The sequence below is a fragment of the Arsukibacterium tuosuense genome, assembly GCF_900215315.1.
Taxonomy (GTDB): domain Bacteria; phylum Pseudomonadota; class Gammaproteobacteria; order Enterobacterales; family Alteromonadaceae; genus Alishewanella; species Alishewanella tuosuense.
Map to the genome: position 1 here is coordinate 56947 of NZ_OBEB01000003.1, position 17456 is coordinate 74402.

General features: G+C 50.3%; 16 protein-coding genes. 14 read left to right on the top strand and 2 right to left on the bottom strand.

Annotated features, from left to right (window positions below):
• The first annotated feature begins 4 nt into the window (after positions 1-4).
• The 8 genes from CRO03_RS07190 to CRO03_RS07225 all read left to right on the top strand — a co-directional run bounded on the left by CRO03_RS07190 (position 5) and on the right by CRO03_RS07225 (position 8636).
• Positions 5-1702 (top strand): M28 family metallopeptidase, encoded by a 1698-nt coding sequence (locus CRO03_RS07190; protein WP_097110961.1) that lies wholly within the window; start codon positions 5-7, stop codon positions 1700-1702.
• A gap of 191 nt (positions 1703-1893) precedes the next feature.
• A complete protein-coding gene (locus CRO03_RS07195; RefSeq protein WP_097110962.1) occupies positions 1894-4596 on the top strand; it encodes an intermembrane phospholipid transport YdbH family protein in 2703 nt (900 codons plus the stop codon).
• Positions 4593-4781: a YnbE family lipoprotein gene (locus CRO03_RS07200; RefSeq protein WP_097110963.1), complete on the top strand. Its 189-nt coding sequence runs from the start codon at positions 4593-4595 to the stop codon at positions 4779-4781. The genes CRO03_RS07195 and CRO03_RS07200 overlap by 4 nt, the downstream gene beginning before the upstream one ends.
• A 13-nt stretch (positions 4782-4794) precedes the next feature.
• Positions 4795-5145, top strand: a complete 351-nt coding sequence (locus CRO03_RS07205; RefSeq protein ID WP_097110964.1) for a YdbL family probable chaperone protein — start codon at positions 4795-4797, stop codon at positions 5143-5145.
• A gap of 134 nt (positions 5146-5279) precedes the next feature.
• Entirely contained in the window at positions 5280-6965 is a 1686-nt protein-coding gene (locus tag CRO03_RS07210) for a carbon starvation CstA family protein (protein WP_097110965.1), read from the top strand.
• On the top strand, positions 6962-7234 hold the full coding sequence (locus CRO03_RS07215; protein ID WP_097110966.1) for a cory-CC-star protein: 273 nt from the start codon (positions 6962-6964) through the stop codon (positions 7232-7234). Before CRO03_RS07210 ends, CRO03_RS07215 begins: the two co-directional genes overlap by 4 nt.
• Positions 7225-8229, top strand: coding sequence for an ArsA family ATPase (locus CRO03_RS07220; protein WP_097110967.1), 1005 nt, complete (start codon positions 7225-7227; stop codon positions 8227-8229). The genes CRO03_RS07215 and CRO03_RS07220 overlap by 10 nt, the downstream gene beginning before the upstream one ends.
• A gap of 59 nt (positions 8230-8288) precedes the next feature.
• Positions 8289-8636, top strand: a complete 348-nt coding sequence (locus tag CRO03_RS07225) for a hypothetical protein (RefSeq protein WP_097110968.1) — start codon at positions 8289-8291, stop codon at positions 8634-8636.
• A 4-nt stretch (positions 8637-8640) separates the two neighbouring features.
• On the opposite strand, the gene CRO03_RS07230 is transcribed toward CRO03_RS07225, so the two are convergent.
• Positions 8641-9591, bottom strand: coding sequence for a DUF3667 domain-containing protein (locus tag CRO03_RS07230; RefSeq protein WP_097110969.1), 951 nt, complete (start codon positions 9589-9591; stop codon positions 8641-8643).
• 236 nt (positions 9592-9827) lie between these two features.
• Between CRO03_RS07230 and CRO03_RS07235 the strand changes: the two genes are divergently transcribed.
• Genes CRO03_RS07235 through CRO03_RS07260 form a run of 6 tightly spaced genes read left to right on the top strand, consistent with a single transcriptional unit; the run spans position 9828 to position 17060 of the window.
• A complete protein-coding gene (locus tag CRO03_RS07235) occupies positions 9828-11099 on the top strand; it encodes an efflux RND transporter periplasmic adaptor subunit (protein WP_097110970.1) in 1272 nt (423 codons plus the stop codon).
• A 58-nt stretch (positions 11100-11157) separates the two neighbouring features.
• On the top strand, positions 11158-11883 hold the full coding sequence (locus CRO03_RS07240) for an ABC transporter ATP-binding protein (RefSeq protein ID WP_097110971.1): 726 nt from the start codon (positions 11158-11160) through the stop codon (positions 11881-11883).
• A 1-nt stretch (position 11884) separates the two neighbouring features.
• Positions 11885-13192, top strand: coding sequence for an ABC transporter permease (locus tag CRO03_RS07245; RefSeq protein WP_097110972.1), 1308 nt, complete (start codon positions 11885-11887; stop codon positions 13190-13192).
• A gap of 12 nt (positions 13193-13204) precedes the next feature.
• Positions 13205-14389, top strand: a complete 1185-nt coding sequence (locus CRO03_RS07250) for an FtsX-like permease family protein (RefSeq protein ID WP_097110973.1) — start codon at positions 13205-13207, stop codon at positions 14387-14389.
• Positions 14390-14392: 3 nt separating this feature from the next.
• A complete protein-coding gene (locus CRO03_RS07255) occupies positions 14393-15718 on the top strand; it encodes a sigma-54-dependent transcriptional regulator (RefSeq protein WP_097110974.1) in 1326 nt (441 codons plus the stop codon).
• Positions 15699-17060 (top strand): sensor histidine kinase, encoded by a 1362-nt coding sequence (locus tag CRO03_RS07260; RefSeq protein WP_212682375.1) that lies wholly within the window; start codon positions 15699-15701, stop codon positions 17058-17060. Before CRO03_RS07255 ends, CRO03_RS07260 begins: the two co-directional genes overlap by 20 nt.
• A 10-nt stretch (positions 17061-17070) precedes the next feature.
• On the opposite strand, the gene CRO03_RS07265 is transcribed toward CRO03_RS07260, so the two are convergent.
• Positions 17071-17397: a DUF1840 domain-containing protein gene (locus tag CRO03_RS07265; RefSeq protein WP_097110975.1), complete on the bottom strand. Its 327-nt coding sequence runs from the start codon at positions 17395-17397 to the stop codon at positions 17071-17073.
• Positions 17398-17456: the final 59 nt, after the last annotated feature.

Genomic DNA, 17456 nt, shown 5'->3' on the forward strand with positions numbered 1-17456 from the left:
CATTATGAAAACGTCACTGAAGTTTTCACCACTTTATATCATTCTTGCCGGGGTATTAACCCTCAGCGCCTGTTCAAAGGAGCCAGAGGCACCGGCAGCAGACAGTCAGCCTGAACCTGAGCAAGCCGCTGAGCTGGTTGATACCGAATTTAACCCGCGTTTAGCTGAGTATATTAAAACACTGGCATCTGATGAATTTCAGGGCCGGGCCCCGGCAACCAAAGGTGATGAATTAACCGTTGCCTACCTGGAGGAGCATTTCCGGCGTATTGGTTTAAAGCCGATAGACGGAGACAGTTATCAGCAGCCGGTATCGCTGGTACAAATCGACCCGAAGCAAGTATCTGATATGACGTTGACGGGTGAAAACCTGCCGGACAGTTTTAAATACCGGGATGAAATGATTGCCTGGACCACGCAGGTAACAGAGCAGGTAAGCGTTGAAGACAGCGAGATGGTTTTTGTCGGCTACGGTATCGTCGCCCCGGAATACAATTGGAACGACTATGAAGGTCTTGATGTTAAAGGCAAAACGGTGGTTATGTTTGTAAATGATCCGGGTTATGCCACCCAGGATCCGGAACTGTTTAACGGCAATGCCATGACCTACTATGGCCGCTGGACCTATAAATATGAAGAGGCGGCCCGCCAGGGTGCAGCCATGGCTTTAGTTATTCATGAAACCGCACCGGCAAGCTACGGCTGGGGCGTGGTTGCTCACGGTTCACCCATCAAATTTGATTTGGTTAACGAAGATAAAAACATGAGCCGCTCAAAAGTTGAAGGCTGGTTAACGACAGAGTCAGCTGAAAAACTGTTTGCCAACGCCGGCACCGATTTAGCGACCATGCATAAAAAAGCACTGGAGCCAGACTTTAAACCAGTACCGCTGAATGCCAAAGCATCGGTTACCGTAAACAACAACTTGCGCGAACTGACCTCCAGTAATGTCGTCGGCTATATTGAAGGCAGTAAATACCCGGACGAATACGTGCTGTATATGGCGCATTGGGACCATCTGGGTATGGATTTCTCTAACCCGGATAATAAAGTTTTTAATGGTGCCCAGGATAATGCCAGCGGCACCGGGGCAGTTATTGCGTTGGCAGAGCACTTTGCCAAACAACCCCAACCCGAGCGCTCAGTTGCCTTTGTGCTGGTAACAGCAGAAGAGCGCGGCTTGCTGGGGTCTGCCTGGTATGCATCTAATCCGGTATTTCCACTGGAGAAAACCGCGGCGGCCATTAATATGGACGTGATGAACATGTATGGCCCGATGAAAGATATGGTAATAGTTGGCCTGGGTAACACCGAGGTAGAAGAAATTCTGGTTAAATATACCGAACAACAAGGCCGTTATGCGGTGAAAGAACCTAACCCGGAAGCCGGCATCGCCTATCGCTCAGATCACTTTAACCTGTCGAAAAAAGGCGTGCCTATTCTGTACGCTAAAGGCGGCAATGATCATTACCAGAAAGGCGCTGAATGGGGTGCGGCCCAGCGCGCTGAATACAACCGCTGCTGCTATCATAAGGTACAGGATGAATGGCGGGATGATTTCGACTTACGCGGTGCTCAGCAGGATTTATTCCTGTATTACCGGGTAGGTAATGAACTGGCAAACAGCCGTCAATGGCCAAACTGGTATGAAGGCAACGAATTCCGTGCTATTCGCGATGCGTCAGCCGAGGCCCGGCAGTAAGCAGCCAACTACAAGAGTTTGACTACAGCAAGGGCAGCCTCGGGGTTGCCCTTTTTTACAATTAATAACTAGTTGGTTCGACATTTTCAGGCTAACTTGTTAATTCAGAACTTATTCAGGTAGGCTTAACTACATTAACAATTATTGTTCACCGTTAATAACTTACCTGACTGGTGCCGCTTGGACACACTATGCGACGTTTTTTAAAAGCATTGCTAATATTGGTTATCGGCCTGCCTGTGATAGCCGTCGTTGGCTATTGGTATATCCAGCAACAAATTGTTCAGGCCGGGATCAGTAATCTGCAGCTGGATTTTCGCCGGTTAACCTTGCGAGGTGCTTCGTTTGCCAGCGTTCGCTTGCAACTGGCACACAATGGCGCTTTGCATCAGCTTGAGCTGCAAAACGTCGATATTAACTGGCAATGGCAACAAGCATTTAAACCCGCCTTACAGCAGTTGAGCCTGGGCCCGGGCCTGATTACACTGGATAAGCCAGCCCAGCCTGAAGCCACAACGCAACAGAGCCCTTTCAGGTTACCTGATAACTGGCAATTACCAGACTGGTTGCCAGAGCATATCCACATTAACGATACCCGCATACTGTTACCCTGCCCTGCAGGTCAGTGTCAGTTGGATTTGAATGGCTACTTAAACTACGTCAACCCACCACAATCTGCCGGGCCAGCCGATTCCAGCAAACCACCTTACTGGCAAAGCCAGCTCAGCCTTAGCGCACTACCCGCTGCAGCAGGCAATCATCAGGGACAAGATGGGCAGCAGACAGACCAGGCCATATCACAATTTCTGATTGACCTGACCTATCAGCCGGCACCGCAGCCAACGCTGGAATTAACGGTACAGCAAGCAGAACAAATTGGCTTAAAGGTAAAACAACAGATCATCCCTGACAGTCAGCGGGCTGTTACTGAGTTGATACTAGCACTGTCGCCGCCCTCAACAGCTAATCAGACGTTGCTCCGCCAATGGGGTGTTGAGCTGCCTGACGCCTGGCTGGCGCAGTTCCAGCAACCGGTGCAACTGTACAGCAAACTGCAGTGGCAGTTACCCGCCAATGGCGATCTGAGTACCCTGCTTAGCAAGCACGACATAGAGGCAATAGTTGTCGGCCGTGCACCTGACCCGTTTTACCTGCCGCAACTGGGGTTAATTCAGGGCGAACTAAATGCAGAGCTCACCCTGAAAAATCAACTTGTATCGCGCTGGCAACTTAACGCCAGCGGCACCTTATCTGAGCTGGAACTGCCTGCCGCTGCAGCAGATTACGGCGTGAAACTGAATCCGGTCGACTTTGTCATCAGTGCCAACACCACCAATCCCGCCACCCTCAGCTCCAACACTACCAGGCCATTAGATATGGCCGCGTTACCACTGCAATTGGCACTATCGAGCGAAGGTGGCACCAATTTCAGTCTGGAAAGTGAGCTGACGGTCGATTTGACTGACAGCTTAGCCATCGCCATTAATAAAGCAGAACTCATGGCCTCAGTCGCCAGGCTTAAACTACCACAACAGGCTGCTGCACTGACTAGCCTGCAGCTTAAAACCGGGCTTAGCGGTCACTGGCAGGCTGACAACTGGCAAGTAACACTAAAAGATGGCAGTTCACTGACAGGCTCACTTTCAGGCGCCTTGGCCACAGACACCGTAACGACGAACAATCTTGAGCTATCGTTAGCTAAAAGTCATGTCGGTGGCGATCAAGGTGGTATAACAGACTTAAGCACGGATCTGCGTCTCAGCGTCAATAAACTCAGTCATCCGGCATTACTTAGCCAGAACTGGCAGTGGCAGGGCCTGCTTCGTGGTAACGCGACGCACTTTACTGTTGAAAACGGCCAGCTTAGCAATGATGCCGGAATAACGGTTTCGCACCAGCTTAACTATCAGACAGCGACCAGTGCCGTGACGATACAATGGCAGTTGGCAGAGATTTTTTTATTGGCTGGTAACCCGCTGGCAGCCACTATCAATGCCTGGCCTGAACTACTGACACTAAACCGGGGCAAGCTCAGCGCCAGTGGTGAGATTAATGTTAACCACAGTGACGTAACCAGCAGTAGTCAATTACAGTTGGGAGATTTAGCCGGCATTTACGATCGAAGTTTGTTTGCCGGTTTAAATGCCAGCGTCGACATCGCACTGCACGATAACGGCTTGCACCTTGATACCACAAACTTCCGGCTTGACAGACTTAATCATGGTTTTGAGATGGGGCCCCTTAGCCTGACCGGCGCCGCCAGCCTGCCCTTAGCCAGGCCAGAACAGTTAACCGTCGACTTACAACAAGTTGAATTACAGCTGATGCAAGGAAAAATAACCGCCAATAATCAGCAGCTGGATTTTAGCCAGTCTGAAAACCAACTGATATTGCAACTTCAACAGATTGACCTGGCCAGCCTGTTACAACAACACCCGTCCAGTGATTTAACCGGTAATGGCAAGCTCTCTGGTACCGTTCCCATTACTATTGGTACCAAGGGGCTTAGCGTTAATGAAGGCAGAATTGCAGCCGAAGCGCCAGGCGGCCGCTTGCAGTACCAGTCAGAAAGCACCAGCGCCATGGCAAAATCTAACAGCAATATGAAACTGGTATTTGATGCACTGGAGAATTTCCAGTATACGGTACTTAGTAGTGATATCAGCTACGATACCAGTGGCAGACTTGTGCTGGGGCTGAAATTACAGGGTAGCAACCCAAATCTGCAACAAGGCCGGGCCATTAATTTAAATGTAAACCTGGAAGAAGATCTACCTGCACTGATTACCAGTCTGCAACTGACCAATAAGCTGAACGATGTGATCACTCAGCGGGTCCAACAGTATCTTAAACAACAACAAGCAGCAGCTGCTGCCAATGGAGAAAAACCATGAGACGACTAGCCGGGGTGGTGCTAACTGCAAGTATCGTGTTACTTGCCTGTACCCCTAAGGTTCAGGTTGAACTACCGAATGAACCGATAAATATCAATCTTAACGTCAAAATTCAGCATGAGATCTATATCAAAGTAGATAAACAACTTGATGAATTATTTAGCGAAAACAGTGGCTTATTCTAAGGAGATCATACTGATGAAACTGACAAAATTCCGCCTGTTATTAGCAGGTTTAGTGTTAGCGTTAAGTTTGCCGGTAATGGCAATGAACCTGCAGCAAGCCATGGCAGCACTCAGCCAGACTAAATCGCAGGGCCTGGTTGGCGAGCAACCCAATGGTTATCTGGGTGTCGTGCAAAGTACCGAACAAAGCGAAGCGGTGGTTCAGCTGATTAATGATGCCCGCCGTGCTGAATACGCCAGAATGGCAAAACAAAACAATATTGCTGTCGCCGATGTAGAAGCCATTGCCGGCAAAAAGGCGATAGAGAAAACCGCCAATGGCCACTATATCCGGATTGACGGCGAGTGGCTCAAAAAACGTTAATCCTGGCTGTTTAAATGCCAGCTTGCCTAACGCAAGCTGGTGTTAGACTTTAGTCGCATCCCTATCCAATACCCACTAATGTACTATGCTTAACACCGTCATACTTAACGCTGGTAATAATCAGAGGGTGTTGAATGAACGCGATATTTTTGATGTTGATGGGCCTCGGCGCCATGGCGCTGGGCTACTTTGTATACTCTAAGTTTATCTGCGAGAAAATTTTCAAAGTCGATCCGCATTTTCGTACCCCTGCGCATGAATTGCAGGATGGCATCGACTATGTGCCAACCAACAAATATATCCTCTGGGGTCACCACTTTACCTCTGTCGCTGGCGCAGCACCTATTATCGGGCCTGCTATTGCCGTGATCTGGGGTTGGGTACCGGCTTTTTTATGGGTGGTATTTGGTACTATTTTCTTTGCAGGAGTGCACGATGCCGGTGCTATCTGGGCCAGCGCCCGCAATAAAGCCAAGTCTATCGGTTCATTAACCGGCGATATCGTTGGCAACCGCGCCCGCAGCATTTTTATGATCGTGATATTCCTGGTCCTGCTGATGGTTAACGCCGTGTTTGCGGTGGTTATTGCCGGCCAGCTGATTAATTTCCCCAGCGCAACCATTCCGGTTTGGGGTGCTATTGTCGTGGCACTGATTATCGGCCAGCTGATTTACCGTAAAATAATTGGCCTGCTGATGGTCACTATAATTGGTGTAGTGGCGTTGTATGCGATGATATATGCCGGGCCTATGTTGCCATTATCCCTGCCCGACAGCATTGCTGGTTTTAGTGCCCGCCAAAGCTGGATCGTTATTTTATTTGCCTACGCCGCTATCGCCTCATTATTACCGGTATGGATGCTGCTGCAACCACGTGATTACATCAACGGAATTCAGCTGTTTATCGGTTTAATTCTGATGTATGGCGCTGTGCTGATTTCAGGCCCGGAGCTGGTTGCACCGGCCTTCAATACTAACCTGCCGGAGAACACACCATCGATGATCCCCCTGCTTTTCGTGACCATCGCCTGTGGCGCCATTTCCGGCTTTCATGGCTTAGTATCCAGCGGTACCACCTCCAAACAACTGGATAAAGAGCCCGATGTCCGTTTTGTTGGTTATTTTGGTGCTGTAGGTGAAGGCTCGTTAGCCTTAGCCGCTATTATTGCCGCTACCGCCGGCTTTGCTACGCTGGCTGACTGGCAGGCGATATATCACAGCTTTGGCCAGGGCGGCGTATCGGCCTTTATCAATGGCGGTGCCAATATTCTGCAACAAGGGGTTGGCCTGGACACTGTGCTGGCGCAAACCTTATTAACGGTAATGGTAGTACTGTTTGCCGGCACTACCATGGATACCGGACTGCGGCTGCAGCGGTATATTTTTCAGGAATGGGGCCATATCTATAATATCGGCTGGATGCAAAAAGCGGCGCCTGCCACCTTGCTGGCGGTTGGTTCCTGTTTACTACTAGCCTTTGGTGCTGGTGGCGATGGTGCAGGCGGCATGCTTATCTGGCCATTATTTGGTACCACCAATCAGTTACTGGCAGGGTTAACTTTACTGGTGATCACTGTTATGCTGGTGAAAAAACGCCGGCCAATGTGGTACACCCTGGCGCCGTTGATTTTCTTGCTGGTGATGACGACTTTGGCGTTATTGACCCAGCTGAAAAGCTTCTATGATAAAGGTGATTGGTTCCTGTTTACCCTGGACTTAGTGGTACTGGCCGCGGCCATTCTGGTATCCCTGGAGTGCTCAGCTACGTTAACCAAGCAAATTAAAGCGAATAAGAACACCCCGGTTACCGATAAATCATGAAGCTGGAAAAACTTAAGGCCTGGCTGCGCCAGGCCAGCTTTTATGCCGAAGAGGCGTACAATTCTCCCTATCGCAGCGCGATAGCCCGCGCTAAACGCGAGCAGGACGATTTATTTATGCTGCTGATTTTCTCAGAAATGATGGGGGTACCCAACCCCGCCAGCTATTACACCCTGGAGTTACAGCCGCTATTGATGGAGCGTTTTCACGACTGGCATACCCGGATGGGCATGGAGCACTCACCGCTGGACAACATTAAATGCTGTTAACAGACAAACGGTTGCTGCTAGTCGGTGGTAAAGGCGGTGTGGGCAAAACCACCACCAGCTCAGCACTGGCTTTGCTGGCAACGCAGCGTGGCAAAAAAGTCCTGTTGGTTTCCACCGATCCGGCGCACAGCCTGAGCGATGCTTTTAACCGGCCAATTGGCGATAGCATAACCCGCCTGGCGCCCAACCTGGATGGTCTGGAACTTGATCCGGACCGGGAGGTTGAGCAGCACCTGGCTAAAGTCACCGCCCAGCTAAAACGCTTTACCCGGCCAGAAATGTACAGCGAAATTGAACGGCAAATGCGCTTAACCCGCCAATCACCGGGCGCGCAGGAAGCAGCTATGCTCGAGCGCATTGCCAATGTGATTGAACTGGGTCTTAAAGACTACGATTTAGTGATTTTTGATACCGCCCCCACCGGCCATACTTTACGCTTACTCAGCTTGCCGGAAGCTATGGCTGCCTGGACTCAGGGTTTGCTTAATGCCAATAAGCGCTCAGAAAAGCTGGGCGACGTGCTCGGTCATTTAACCCCAAAAGCGGGCCGCGATGTCGATAACCCGCTAGCGGATCCGGACGAGCACGCCACCGCCGGCATGGATAAGCGCAATAAAGCCATTACTGAAACCCTGCTATCCCGCCAGCGTTTATTACAGCGCACCCGGCAGATCCTCACCGATAAACAGCAAAGTGCCCTGCTGTTTGTACTGACGCCGGAAAAACTGCCTATTCTGGAAACCGGCCGCGCAGTACAAAGCTTGCAGCAGGAAAAACTGCCACTGGCAGGCTTAGTGGTTAACCGTATTTTGCCCGACAATGCCGATGGTGACTTTCTGACGGCGCGTCGCAGCCAGGAAAAAGTCCATTTAGCCCAGATAGCACAAGATTTTGCTAGCCTTCCCCGCTACAAGGTACCACTGCAAGCCACGGACATTCAGGGTCTTGCTGCGCTGCAACATATGGCAAGCCTGCTGGAGCAAGCGGGTTTATAGCTGATTTTTGCCCGCCAATCCGGTATGGTTAACGTTTTAAAAAAGGGCGCAATACACTTATGAATATTAAAGGTTTGCTAGTCAGGGCCTGGGTTGTCGTTTTTATCATCAACCTACCAATAGCTGATTTACAAGCGGCGGCAGCACAATCTGACAGCAACAACGGCGATTTTAAAACGGCGGTACTGGACGGTTACTTAAAACGTTGTGTAGAAGTATTGCATAGTAAAGGCTACAGCAGCGAAGACATTAAAGCAGAATGCAGCTGTGAGCTGGATTACATCGAGCAGAACTTTGTAATATTTGAACAAATGCTGGCTAACAGCAAAGCTGACAACCAACAGCAGATAAATAACTTTAAAAAACAATTACTGCAATGCAAAGTAAAACCGCAAGCCAGTCAGTAACTGGCTAAGCCCAGAGTATACTTAACACAATTAACGCCATTACAGCACTGATAAATAACACGTTGTACAATGAGCTGGTTAACCAGAATTTTAGCAGTGTTTTGCCCCAGCCCTGCCGGTAATAAAACTTCTGACAAAGAAATAAATACAAAGGGATCCACCAGAAAGCTGCCGTTTCCAGCCATCCCACTATTGTCGCTAACCAATTCCAGCCAATGCTGTTTTGCAATGCGCCCAAGCCTAAATAAATTACTGACATTTGCAGAATAAAGCTATGGCTATGCAGCGCGACGATCAAATGCTCCATGTAATAACGATTGGAGCGGATGTACAGCAGTTTGAGTAACAAGGCAAATATTGGCAGTAGCAAAAACATCATCTGCGGTGCCAGGCTGAAAAACTTGTTTATGGCCAGTTTGGGGTTGGCGATAATAGCGTCCAGTTTGGCGTTGAACTCTTGTTGGCCCTCATCAGATAAAAACGATACCTTGACACCGGAAGGTGATCTCTCTCTGCTTTCCTTAAAGTTTTTATTAATTTCAGTCGCGATTTCACTCAGATTGTTAGTATCAGGCGGAGCATCTTTTTTTGGCTGAACTGTTGGCTGGACTAGCACATTGTCAGGCGCGCTGACATCAGCCGACGTGTCCGGCAACAGCCTGGCAAAAATCAGAAAGGCGATAATAGAGGTAAACAGATACAGTCGCAGAGGCGGTACAAAAGGGACCCGGTGGCCACCAACATAACGCAGACTTAAATAGCCCGGGCGAAACCACAGCGGTATTAGCGTACGCCACAGCCGGGTATCCCAGTTGCTGAATTCACCGAAAAACTCAGTCACCACGCCGCTGACATTGCGGATATAACTTTTCTTTTCCTGACCGCACTGATGGCAGAATTCGCCGTGTAACGCGCTGTTGCAGTTATCACAATATCGCTGTTCCGATGTATCCATCTTAGACTCACAACTCTTTTTCTTATCAGACTGATTCTACGTTAAGCAATTGTTTTAGCAACAGTTGTCCGCATATTTATTGCGGACACTTTTCCTGTCCGCGGACAGTCATTACAACCATCAGCAAATCATTATTTTATTAAAAATCAACAAGATAAAACTTGGCATTAAAGCTGCTTTAGCACTACCAGTAAACTAGCTAACCTGCATAGCACACAGCACCACAAGGGCAGATCATGATCCAGGGCACCGAACAACAAGATAGAATTATGCAACGTCCAGCCAGCAGCCGCCTGCGCCGCTTGCTACCCGCCGTCACCATTATAACCCTCGTTATCCTGTTAACTCTGGCGTTATTCCGGACCATGGCAACTAACGGTGCCAGCCTGGTGGTTGCACGCAATCAGCTGCAGTTCGCAACGGTACAGCGGGGCGATTTAGTCCGGGATATTGCGGTGCAGGGCCGGATTGTTGCCGCAAACGCCCCTACTCTGTACAGCCAGGAAACCGGTCAGGTCCAGTTGTTTAAACAGCCCGGTGAAGCGGTAAATCAGGGAGATATTGTCGCCACGATCACCAGCCCGGCGCTGCAAAATGATTTACAGCAACAACAGGCCGTGCTGTCCGGTATGACTTCAGAAGCAGATCGCGCAGTATTAAATGCCCGCGAGCAGCAGCTAGATATTGAGCAGGTAATGAATAATGCCCAGGTGAATTTGCTGGCCGCCCGGCGCGAATTGCAACGTGCTACCCAGTCCATTGAGCTAGGGGTGATTCGCAGGCTCGATTTCGATATCGCCAAAGATAATCTAACCAAAGCTGAACTGGAGTTTGACCACGCTAAACGCAAGGTGGAACTGGCCCGCGACAAACTGGCGTTTGAGCAAAGCTCACGGGCCCAGGATATTCATCGCCAGCAACTGGTAGTAAATGAACTGGAGCGCAAAGTGGCGGCGCTGAATATCACCGCGCCGGTAACCGGACAATTAGGCAACTGGCTGGTCGAGCAGCAAAGCCATGTATTGCCGGGACAGGCACTGTTAACTGTAATTGACTTAAGTCAGTACGAAGCAGAACTTGCGGTACCGGAGAGTTACGCCCGCGATTTACTACCCAACCAACAGGTAGAAATTGTTATCGCTAACCAACAACTAAATGGGGTTATTAGCTATATCGCCCCTGAGGTTCGCAATAATCAGGTTAGTGCCAGGGTTCGCTTTGAACAGGCCGATACGTTGGCGTTACGCCAGAGCCAGCGGCTGACCGCCCGGGTGATCCTCGAGCACAAAGCCAATGTGCTAAAAATTGCCCGTGGAGATTTTGTCAGCTCTGGTGGTGGCCGCCAGGCATATCAGGTGCTCGATAACCAGGCTGTGCGCAAAAACGTGGAACTTGGCGCGCTGTCCGTGCAGTGGGTAGAAATTTTAACTGGTGCCACAGAGGGCGAACAATGGGTGATCTCGAACCTGAGTGATTTTCAGGACCAAAGCCGGATCAACCTGAACTAACACGTTATTTATTACCAACCAGACTAACGAAAACCGGATTACCGAAAAAGGACAACTGATGATAACGCTAACCAACTTAAGCAAAATATTCCGCACTGAACTGATTGAAACGCATGCCCTGCGCGAAGTAAATCTGCAGGTAAATGAAGGCGAATTTGCAGCACTGACCGGCCCGTCCGGCTCGGGAAAATCCACCCTGTTAAATATCCTCGGCACCCTCGAGAATTTTGATAGTGGCGACTACCTGCTGGATGGCAAGTCAGTCAAAGGCTTGTCTGATGCCGCCCTTTCAAAGCTGCGTAACGAAAAGATTGGCTTTATATTTCAAAGCTTTAACCTGATTAAGGACTTCAGCATTTTTGACAATATCGAGCTGCCATTGCGTTACCGGGGGCTGAAGGCTTCTGATCGTAAGCAACGGATTGACCAGGCCCTGGAATTGGTCGGCTTACATGCCCGTCGCGACTACCTGCCCGGCCAGCTATCAGGTGGTCAGCAGCAGCGGGTCGCCATAGCCCGGGCAATTGCCGGTGAGCCTCGTATTTTGCTGGCCGATGAACCGACCGGTAACCTCGATTCACTGATGGCACGTCAGGTTATGGAGCTGTTAGAGCAAATTAACCAGCGTGGCTGCACCATTCTGATGGTAACGCATGATCCGGAACAGGCACGGCGTGCTGGCCGCCATATTCAGATTGTTGATGGTCAGTTACATGACAGTACCCTTTATCAACCGCTATCACAACCGCTGCATCAGCCGCTGGCAGCAGTACAAGGAGCCTGACATGGATAATCTGCTGCATGTATTTGCGCTGGCGATACGCAATATTAAACGCGCACCACTGCCTTACTTACTGACAGTGTTAATTTTAAGCCTGGGCCTGGGCATGTTTTTCTCAAATGCCACCTTGTATTACTGGCTGAATCACGATCCACTGCCGCATAAGAGTCAGACGCTGTTCTATCCGCAAATAAATGCCACCCTGCAACCTTGTGATAGCTGTACCGAGCCACTGCGGGTTTTGAGCTACCAGGATGTTCAGAAACTTAGCAGCAGCGGCATTCCCTCTGCTCAGGCAGCAATGTTTCAGTCTGCCGGCTATGCCCGCTTGCCGGAAAATACTCGGCAAAGTCCAACTCCGGTGGCGTTACGGATCACCCAACGCGATTTTTTTACGCTGTTTGATGTGCCCTTTTTACATGGTGAGCGCTGGGCAGACAATAGCGCACGGCGCGAGCTGATTTTAAGTAAAGCCAGTGCTGAGCGATTTTTTGGCCGGACAAATGTGGTGGGCGAAGCCCTGCAACTTGGTAACGAGCTATACACCATAACGGGAGTGCTGGATGACTGGACCATGCTGCCAAGGCTGTATGACGTGGCCAACGGCCTGAACAGCGCCCAATCAGCTGATATCTACTTGCCGTGGGAAACAGCCTATGATTTAGGAATTAAGTCAAATACCACAACCATGTCGCGGGACAGCCGCAATTACAGTGACAATTTCGCCGTTAATGGCCGCGAGGGTGATTTTTTCCAGGCACAGTTCTGGGTGCAACTTGATACAGCCGACCAGGTCAGCGCCTATCGGCAATTTATGCAACAACTGGTGCAAAGCGAAAAAGAAGCCGGGCGCCACCCCAGACCTGAGGGTAATCGTTTGACTAATATTCTCGACATTACCGAACACTTTAATGCCCGCAACCGCCAGTTAGATGCATTTGCGCTGGTGTCACTGCTGTTTTTACTGGTGTGCTTATTTAATGCCAGCCATTTATCGCTAAACCGTTATCTGGCCAGCCAGTACGAGTTTGGCCTGCGCCGGGCACTTGGCGCCAGCCGCGGCCAGTTGCAACAGCTTATTCTGGCCGATGTTGCTGTTAATGCTGCTGTTGCCTTGCTGCTGTCACTGACAGTAGCGATGGTTGCCATGGCGTTGATTAATCATTTATTACCGGCAACCCGCAATCTTACCAGCTGGAGCCCGGCCATGCTGTTTGCTATGGCCGCAACCGCTCTGGCCGCCAGTTACATCGTCAGCCTGTACCCTGCCATCCGCGCTTCATTTGGCAGCTTAAACCGCCAGCTTAAATAACAGGAAACTATCATGAGCCTGACACTACTGTTTAAATCTTTGCTGCAACGAAAAGTGATTACCATCCTGTTGTTGATTCAACTGATGCTGACACTTGCCCTGGTGAGCAACAGCATTTTGCTCAGCCAGCAAGCCTATACGTTAAGTAACCAACCGACCGGCCTGCAACTGGAAACAACATTAGCAATTGAACTGAAGCCGACAGATGAGAATCTGATAGTACATCCGGCGCTCGGTGAACTTATTCAGCGCCAGTTAGCAGAGTTGCGCAAAATAAACGGGGTCCGTTATGCCGCATTCACTAACCAGACACCGTTAATGTTTGGTGGTATGAACGGTGATGTCTTTGTTCCGGACCACGCTGAGACCAGCAGCGTCGATGCCGTTCCCTATAATTATGCTGAAGCCGGGTTGTTTGATGCCTTACAAATGACCCTGCTTCACGGCCGCTGGTTATCTGCTGAAGATAAAAATACCGATAATGTAGTACTGACAGAAAAACTGGCAAACCGGTTATTCGGACAAAGCCATCTTGCGTTAGGCCAGCAGATATCAGCAGGCACAGTGGTAGGTGTCGTCGCAGATATGATGTACCAGCGTTTTGCCAGTGATCAGTATTACGGTCTATTCTTTAACCGTGACTTAAGCCGGGCCGACTATGGCTATCGTTTGATACTACAGGTTGAATCTCAGGCGGTTGCTGCCGTACGCCAACAGATTAACCAGAGCCTGCGCCAGGTTGAACCCGAAATTGATATCCAGCACATTGTTAGTTTGCGCCAGCTGCATCGCGATGTGTTTGAGCAGGAACGCGGCCTGGCCATTTTGTTGTCAGTATTAAGTGCTCTGATGTTATTAGTTGCGATGATATCAGCCTATAGTCATGCGTTATTCCATGGGGTACAGCAGCAGAATGAAATTGGTATTAAACGAGCTTTAGGAGCCAGCAAGCGCCGTATTTTGCTGGAAGTGCTCAGTGAAAGTTGGCTGACAACCGGAATTGGCGTTACCTTAGGATTACTGGCGAGTTTTTTATTGCAACAGCAACTGGCAACCGTTATTTCATTACCGGCGCTACCATTATGGCTACCGTTTGCCGGCGCACTGATGCTACTATTTTGTGTCACTGCAGCAACATGGTATCCTGCGGCGATTGCTACCCGGGTGTCACCGGCCACTGCCACTAAAGCCTTATAAACTATGCTGAAATTATTGGTTATTGATGACAATCAGCCAATCTGCCAGGCCCTGCAAACGCTGTTTGCGTTACAGGGCTATCAGGTGCATTGCGCTACTGTGCCCGATCAGGCCTGGCAGCTGCTGGCCACCGATGACATTGACCTGATCCTGCAGGACATGAACTTCAGCGCCGGCGAAATGCATGGCGATCAGGGCAAGGCGCTGTTTTATCAGTTACGCCAGCAATACCCGGACATCCCCATCGTCTTAATGACTGCCTGGACCCGGCTTGATATGGTGGTAGAGCTGGTAAAAGCCGGTGCTACCGACTATATCGCCAAGCCGTGGGACGATCAGCGGCTACTGCTGACGGTAGCCAATGCCCTGAAACTAAAACAACTTGGCTTGCAGCAGCAACGTGCTGAGCGTGAGCGCCAGGCCGTTTTTGCCGGTAAAGACTTATGCAATATGGTATTTGCCAGCAGTAAAATGCAGCAGCTATTGCAAATGACTTTGCAACTGGCGCCAGCCAATGCCGCAATATTAATTACCGGACCCAATGGCGCCGGAAAAGAAGGCATTGCCAACGTCTTGCATGCCAACTCACCACGTAAAAACAAGCCCTTTATTAAGGTGAATATGGGCGCCCTGCCCGCAGATTTAATGGAGGCCGAGCTGTTTGGCGCTGAAGCCGGTGCATACAGTGGCGCAACGAAGACCCGAATTGGCCGGTTTGAAGCAGCAGACGGCGGCAGCCTCTTTCTGGATGAAATTGGTAATTTATCACCGGCTGGCCAGGCCAAGTTACTCAGGGTGCTACAAACCGGCGAGTATGAGCGGCTGGGTTCCAGCCAGACCCGTAAAACGGATGTGCGGCTGATTAGCGCAACCAACAGCGATTTAACCGCAGCAATCAGCCAGGGCGAATTCCGGCAGGACTTATATTACCGGATAAACGTGGTGCAACTGCAGCTACCGCCACTGCGCGACCGGCCTGATGATATACCGGTACTGGCCCGTTACTTTCTGGCTGGCAAAAAAACCTTAAGTAAAGCGGCTGAGCAACAATTGCTCAGTTACCCCTGGCCTGGCAACGTACGCGAACTGCAAAATGTTTGTCAGCGCGCGCTGCTGTTAAGTGCAGGTAGCGAGATTGAAAGCAGCGATCTGGGTTTGCCTGACCACAGCACCCATCCCAAAAGAGCGCTGGATGATATAAACCGGGACGAACTGGAGCAGGCATTGGTGCAGGCAGGCGGTGTTGTATCCCGGGCAGCAAAACATTTAGGTATCAGCCGCCAGGCGTTATACAGAAGAATGGAGTTTTATGGCATTGCCGCGCCCTGAGCCTGCAGCCGCAGCGATCCGACAACGTCCGGCCTTCAGGTTGGGCAGCCGCAGCCGGCTGGCGTTGCTTTGCCTGACGCTTACCGTTTTCAGCCTGGCCGTGCTGGCGCACTTTGGCATGCTCAGTTTTGGCTCAGGCTTTAGTATTGCTGCTGGCGGCGTTGTGCTGTGGTTGCTGATAAACTGGACACTCAGGCCACTGCGTCAGGAAGTTCTGGCGCTGAATCTGCACGCGCAAAACTTACAGGACGGCAGCTTTAACACCAGTGCAAATCAGCTGAATATTAAAGAGCTCAGCCCGCTGGCTGACAGTTTAATTACCATGTCGGCACAGTTACGGGCAGAGCGTGCCAGTTTATATCAGCGCGAGCTATTGCTCGATACCGTGCTGCAAAGCAGCCCTACGGCGCTTGTTCTGACTAACCACTCTGACACTGTCCTGATGGGTAACCCGGCCGCCTGCCTGCTACTGAATAACGGCAAAAAATTTACTGGCAGTAAATTGTCCGCGCTGACAGATATTGCACCACCGCTACAGCAGGCACTTAAGCGCCAGCAGCAAGGTTTAATCCGGCTGGATAATAGCGGTCAGGCGGTATGGCATTTATCAATCAACCAGTTTCAGTTAAATCAGCAGCAGCACTGGCTTTATCTGCTTAAACCGCTGAGCCGGGAGATCCAGCGGGAAGAGCTGAACGCCTGGAAAAAACTGCTACGGGTCATTGGGCATGAACTGAATAACACCCTGGCCCCTTTATCGTCATTGGCCTTTTCTGGCCGGCAACTGGCTGCCCGGCAGCAACAAACTGAATTAAGCCGGCTGTTTGATACCATTAGTGAACGTAGCCGGCATTTAAATCAGTTTGTGCAGGCTTACATTAATTTCGCTAAGTTACCGCCACCTCAGCTAACTGACATTAACTGGCCACGTTTAATCAATCAGCTGCAGGATCACTATGAGTTTGAATTGCTGGGCGATTTGCCAAAGCGCAGTTGGCAGGCGGATCCGCAGCAATTGGCACAGCTGCTATTAAACTTGCTGAAAAATGCCCATGAAAGCGGCTCGGCAACAGAACATATCAGTCTACGCTGTGTTGAACTTGGTAATGAATTGCAGCTGCAAGTCACAGATGGCGGCGGTGGTATCGCCGCCGATCTACTGCAGCAGGCGCTGGTGCCTTTTTACAGCAGCAAACCTCAGGGTTCAGGTATTGGCCTGACGCTTTGCCGCGACATTGCTGAAGCGCATGCTGGCGGTATCAGTTTACACAACGTTAGCCAGCAAATTGCTAATGACAGGATCTGCGGCCTGCAAGTGACGGTAACCTTGCCAACCCGTTAACCCGTCAACGCTACTCCCACATCAACCCGACATTGGCTTCCTGTGCCTGGTGCAGTAATTTAAGTAGTGGCTCCGCCCTGACGCTCAGGCTTACCCGCTCTGGTTTATCTTCATCCTCGTTGTCACTGGTTTTTGCTGCGGCCTGTTCCGCTTCCGGCGCTTCATCTTCCGCTAATCTGGCCAATGCCTGCTGTAACCGGGCTAAAGCTTCTGGCACATCATCAGCAAACATGGCGCTGGGCAGTTTGGTATCCCGGCCCATCATTTTCAAAAGCTGCAATCCCACGTTGGTGTGGTAATCAACATCTCTGCCCGCTTTGCTTTTAAAGGTAACCATAGTATTGCTCCATTAATAGTATTACTCCGTTATTTGCTGCTACTCTGACAGCAAGCATA